At 58.5% G+C, this 5,022-nt stretch carries 3 protein-coding genes and 1 pseudogene; 1 reads left to right on the top strand and 3 read right to left on the bottom strand.

Features of this window, described 5'->3' with window-relative positions; genetic code table 11:
• Positions 1-144: 144 nt before the first annotated feature.
• Positions 145-711, top strand: a pseudogene (locus J9889_RS16555) (lytic murein transglycosylase); the annotation flags it as partial.
• Between the two features lie 162 nt (positions 712-873).
• On the opposite strand, the gene J9889_RS16550 reads toward J9889_RS16555, so the two are convergent.
• From J9889_RS16550 to J9889_RS16540, 3 genes are all read right to left on the bottom strand, one after another.
• Positions 874-2,244 (bottom strand): L-serine ammonia-lyase, encoded by a 1,371-nt coding sequence (locus J9889_RS16550; RefSeq protein ID WP_039039104.1) that lies wholly within the window; start codon positions 2,242-2,244, stop codon positions 874-876.
• A gap of 284 nt (positions 2,245-2,528) precedes the next feature.
• A complete protein-coding gene (locus tag J9889_RS16545; protein WP_010674652.1) occupies positions 2,529-3,911 on the bottom strand; it encodes an L-serine ammonia-lyase in 1,383 nt (460 codons plus the stop codon).
• Between the two features lie 156 nt (positions 3,912-4,067).
• The gene (locus J9889_RS16540) at positions 4,068-4,352 is read right to left on the bottom strand and encodes a pyrimidine/purine nucleoside phosphorylase (RefSeq protein WP_010674653.1); all 285 of its coding nucleotides are present in this window, start codon (positions 4,350-4,352) and stop codon (positions 4,068-4,070) included.
• Between the last annotated feature and the right edge of the window lie 670 nt (positions 4,353-5,022).

The raw sequence follows: 5,022 nt of genomic DNA, 5'->3' as shown, positions 1-5,022 counted from the left end.
TGCGCTTTGGTGGCATCCATGAATATCGACTGGGAGAAGCTCCGCCACAAGTAACGGAGCTAACAGGAGACCAGCAGATCATTTTGGAGGTATTGGGTGAGCGCTATCGGCAAATTTATTCCTAAATCAGGTGCGGAATGTCGGCTTATCTCTTCTCTCTCGACCCTGGCCTGGGACGGTCGCCGTGAAGCCTTCTTCAAAGGCGAGTTGTTCGATGCCCTGCGCATTCTGGAGCAGGGACATGTGAACCCCGCCAACTTCAAGGGATCCTGGGCGGGGGCCATGGGGCAGGTGCAGTTCATGCCCTCGTCATTCCTGCGATACGCGGTGGATCAGGACGGGGACGGCAAGAAGGATCTCTGGGGCAATCTGGCGGATGTATTTGGATCGGCTGCCAATTATCTGAGCCAGAACGGCTGGCGCGAAGACCAGACCTGGGGACGGCGGGTGAGGGTGCCAGAGCGTCTGGACCCCGCCTTGCTGGGGCTTGAGACCCGCAAGTCCCTGGCGACCTGGCAGGCCCTCGGGGTTCGCCAGCAGGACGGCTCACCTCTGCCTGCGGTCGACATGCAGGCCTCCCTCATCCGCCCCGACGATATTCACGGGCGAAGCTACCTTGCCTATGAGAATTACCGGGTACTGCGTCACTGGAATCGCTCCCCCTATTTCGTGGTGGCCGTCGGTACCCTGGCCGATCGCATCGTGAAATAGCTCTCCCCCGTTCTCCTGTCACGGCGAACGGGTGGAGGTGATATGCCCGTCTCTTTTTATCCCTTGTCGGCCTCCCTTTATCCACGAACGCTGCCCTTTAAATCGCGACCAAAAAAAAAGCGGGAATATATCCCGCTTTTTTCATGTCATCGCGACTCGGCGTTAGTCGCAGGCGACCTGCATCACCTTGATGGCCAGGCCACCGCGGGAGGTCTCGCGGTACTTGGAGTCCATGTCCTTGCCGGTGATGTACATGGTCTCGATCACCTTGTCCAGCGACACACGCGGCTTGGAGGTGCGACGCAGGGCCATGCGGGAGGCGTTGACCGCCTTCATGGCGGCGATGGCATTGCGCTCGATGCAGGGTACCTGTACCTGGCCGGCCACCGGGTCGCAGGTCAGACCCAGGTTGTGTTCCATGCCGATCTCGGCGGCTTCACAGACATGCTCGGGGCTGCCGCCCATCAGCTCGGTCAGGCCGGCGGCGGCCATGGAGCAGGAGACGCCCACTTCACCCTGGCAGCCCACTTCGGCGCCGGAGATGGACGCGTTCATCTTGTAGAGCATGCCGACGGCGGCAGCGGCCAGATAGAAGCGGGTGTACTCGTCGCGGCCCACCGGCTGGATGAACTTGTCATAGTAGGCCAGCACGGCGGGGATGATGCCGGCGGCGCCGTTGGTCGGCGCGGTGACGACGCGGCCACCGGCGGCGTTCTCTTCACTCACCGCCAGGGCGAACATGTTGACCCAGTCCACGATGTTCATGGGATCGTTGGAGAGGTTCTCGTTGGTGGTCAGCTGGCGGTAGAGCGGCGCGGCGCGGCGCGGTACGCGCAGCGGGCCGGAGAGGACGCCCTCGGTGCGACAGCCGCGCTCGATCCCTTCCCGCATGGTGGTCCAGATCTTGCCAAGCTTCTTGTAGATCTCTTCCGGGGTGTTGAAGCACTTCTCGTTTTCCATCATCAGGGCGGAGATGGAGAGACCGCTCTGGCTGCAGTGGGCGATGAGCTCGGCGGCACTCTTGAAGGGATAGCTGACGGACATGTCGCCGCTGTCACCCTTGCCAAAGTTCTCTTCGTCGACAATGAAGCCACCGCCGATGGAGTAGTAGGTCTTGCTGTAGACGGCGTCATCTTCGATGAAGGCGGTCAGCCTCATGCCGTTTTCGTGCAGGGGCAGGGCCTCGTCATGGAAGATCATGGCGCCCTTGGGGAAGCTGACGGTGTGGCAGTGCAGGCCGATGGGCAGACGACCGGTCTGCTCCACGCGGGAGATGAATTCGGGGATGGCGTCGATGTCGACGTTCTCCGGCAGGTTGCCCGCCAGACCCATGATGATGGCGGTATCCGTGTGGTGGCCTTTGCCGGTCCAGGAGAGGGAGCCATAGACATCGACCTGGATCCGGGTGATGTCACGGATCTTGCCGCCAGCACGCAGTTCATCCACGAACTGTTTGGCTGCCTTCATGGGGCCGACAGTGTGGGAAGAGGAGGGGCCAACACCGATTTTGAAGATATCAAAAACGCTGATCATGTAACAATTACCTCAGGGTAGAAGGGGGCGCCATGCCCACTCGCAGAAAAGGGATCCATGGGACGGGTCTGTCATCACAAAGGCCAGGGAACCGGATAACCACAGTGTAACGGTTCAATGCCTAAAAAAAGTTGAAACAGATCTATTTTTGTTGAATTCGTGGCGCGAGTATAAAATTTATTTTGATGGTTATCCATTTTGTTAAGCGCCAGACAAACGTTTTGCAAAAAAATACCCGGCGATGCCGGGTATTCGAGTGCCATATGCGGCTTTATCACAGAGGCTTAACACTCGGTGATGTTGACGGCAAGGCCGCCCCGGGCGGTCTCCTTGTACTTGGTCTTCATGTCGTTGCCGGTTTCCCACATGGTTCTGATCACCTTGTCCAGCGACACCTTGTGCTCGCCGGTGCCGCGCAGGGCGAGGCGGGCGGCATTGATCGCCTTGACTGCACCCATGGCGTTGCGCTCGATGCAGGGCACCTGCACCAGACCACCGACGGGATCACAGGTCAGCCCGAGATTGTGCTCCATGCCGATCTCGGCGGCGTTCTCGACGATGGCGGGGCTGGCGCCCAGCAGCTCGGCCAGGGCTCCAGCGGCCATGGAGCAGGCCACGCCGACCTCGCCCTGACAGCCCACCTCGGCCCCCGAGAGGGAGGCATTCTTCTTGTAGAGGATGCCGATGGCGGCAGCGGTGAGGAAGTACTGCATTAGCAGCTCGTCATCCACCTTGCGCACGAAGCGATCGTAATAGTGCAACACCGCGGGGATGATGCCCGCTGCGCCGTTGGTCGGCGCCGTCACCACCCGGCCCCCGGCGGCGTTCTCCTCGTTGACGGCCAGCGCAAAGAGATCCACCCACTCCATCACCATCAGCGGATCCTTGTTGAAATTGGTCTCGCCACAGAGCTGGCGATAGAGGGCGGGAGCCCGGCGCTTGACCTTGAGGCCGCCTGGCAGCACCCCCTCGCTCTTGCAGCCACGCTCCACACACCCCTGCATCGCCTGCCAGATCTTGCGAAGCCCGGCCTTGATCTCCGCTTCCGAGCGAAACACCTTCTCGTTGGCCAGCATCAACCCCGAGATGGAGAGGCCGCTCTCCTGGCACTGTGCCAGCAGCTCGGCGCCGCTCTCGAAGGGATAGGGGATGGGGTGGGCAGCATCGAAGCGGGCCGCCTCTTCCCGGGCGTTGGCGAAGTGACTCTCCTCGATGATGAAACCGCCCCCGATGGAGTAGTAGGTCTGTTCGAACACAAGGGTGTCACCCTCATAGGCGCGTAATGTCATGCCGTTGGAGTGGGCGGGAAGGGTCTTGCGTCGATTGAAGAGGATGGCGCCGATGCGGGGAAATTCGCTGGGTTGCTCGCCGCCAAGGCAGAGGGTCTGGGTCTGCTCTACCTGGGCGAGGAAGGCGGGAATGGCCTCGATGTCCACGGATTCGGGTTCAAATCCGGCCAGTCCCAGGATGATGGCCTTGCCGGTGCCGTGCCCCTTGCCGGTCTGGCCCAGTGAGCCGTAGCACTCGACGACGACGCGTCCGGTACGGGAGAGGAGTGCGTTCGCTTTGAGGGTCTGGATGAAGGCGCAGGCGGCCCGCATCGGTCCCACGGTATGGGAGGAGGAGGGGCCTATCCCGATGGAAAACATGTCGAAGACACTGATCATGACGTACTCCAATTATGGATTTCGTCTAAACATTGTAAATTTTTTGTAGTCGTTGAAAAGGGGGGAGATAGCGGGGTGTGATGGCGGTAGGGAAATGGGCGCGGGAGAGACGCGCCATGGGGGAACCGCTCGGCATCCCATGGCGCCCGTGATACATCAGTCGAGGAACTCGCACAGATAGGCGGAGGCGATCTTCACTTCCAGCTTGAAGGAGGAGTGACCGGCCACGTCGAAGGATTCTCCCTGCTGGTAGGTGTGCCACTCATCTTCGTCGGCCAGCTGGATGGTGAGGGCGCCCTTGATCACCGTCATGCGCTCCGGGGCGGCGGTATTGAACAGGTACTCGCCCGCTTCCATCACACCAACGGTAGCTTTCTCACCTTTTTGCTCGAAACCGATGGATTTAACATTTCCGTCAAAATACTCGTTAACTTTCAGCATCTTTTCTTCCCTGTATGCACGTTTGCAGAGCCAACGTAGCACACTGTTTTGGATGTTGTCATGGTAAAAGGAGCAAAAACAGCCGTGTCTATTTTGAGGCTTTACTTTCTCATAAAGTTATCAATGCATTTCGTTAACGGATTCTGATGTAAAACGGGGAGCAAATATGAGATAAAGCGCACCGCCAGAGCAATGGAGAGGATTTGACGCTCTGGGTGGTCATTTACGCTGTAAAAGTGTGAGTAATTGCTAAATAAAGGAACATTCTGTGTTAACAAAAGGATTAATCAAAAACATCGGCTTCCAGGGCAATGCTGTTCACTTAAGAGAATTTGAGTTCCAGTCCACGTAGTATCAGGACAAAAAAGCGAGGGAGGCATGATGCCTCCCTCTTTCTATTGCAAGCCCCGCTGGATAAAGGCTGGAGGAAGATCGACTGGACACAGCCTTGCCCCCTCAACTCAAATCCAATTTATGAATAATCAGTCAAAAAAGTGCTTATCTGAACAGCATTGCGGCTTCCAGGGGCCTTGTTGCTCAAATCGGGGAACTATCTGTCATCTCGGTGATCTGATCCTGTAGCGCAGTCTCCGAGAGCATCAGATGGGCAAGTCCAAGCACAAGATCAGCAACTGGCAGCAGTACAACCAAGCCTTGGTGCAACGCGGTT

Origin of the sequence: Aeromonas sp. PrichA-15 (assembly GCF_017939245.1) — a bacterium.
GTDB lineage: Bacteria > Pseudomonadota > Gammaproteobacteria > Enterobacterales > Aeromonadaceae > Aeromonas > Aeromonas caviae.
Note: the sequence above shows the minus strand (reverse complement) of the source record. Positions and strands in the feature narration are given on the sequence as shown.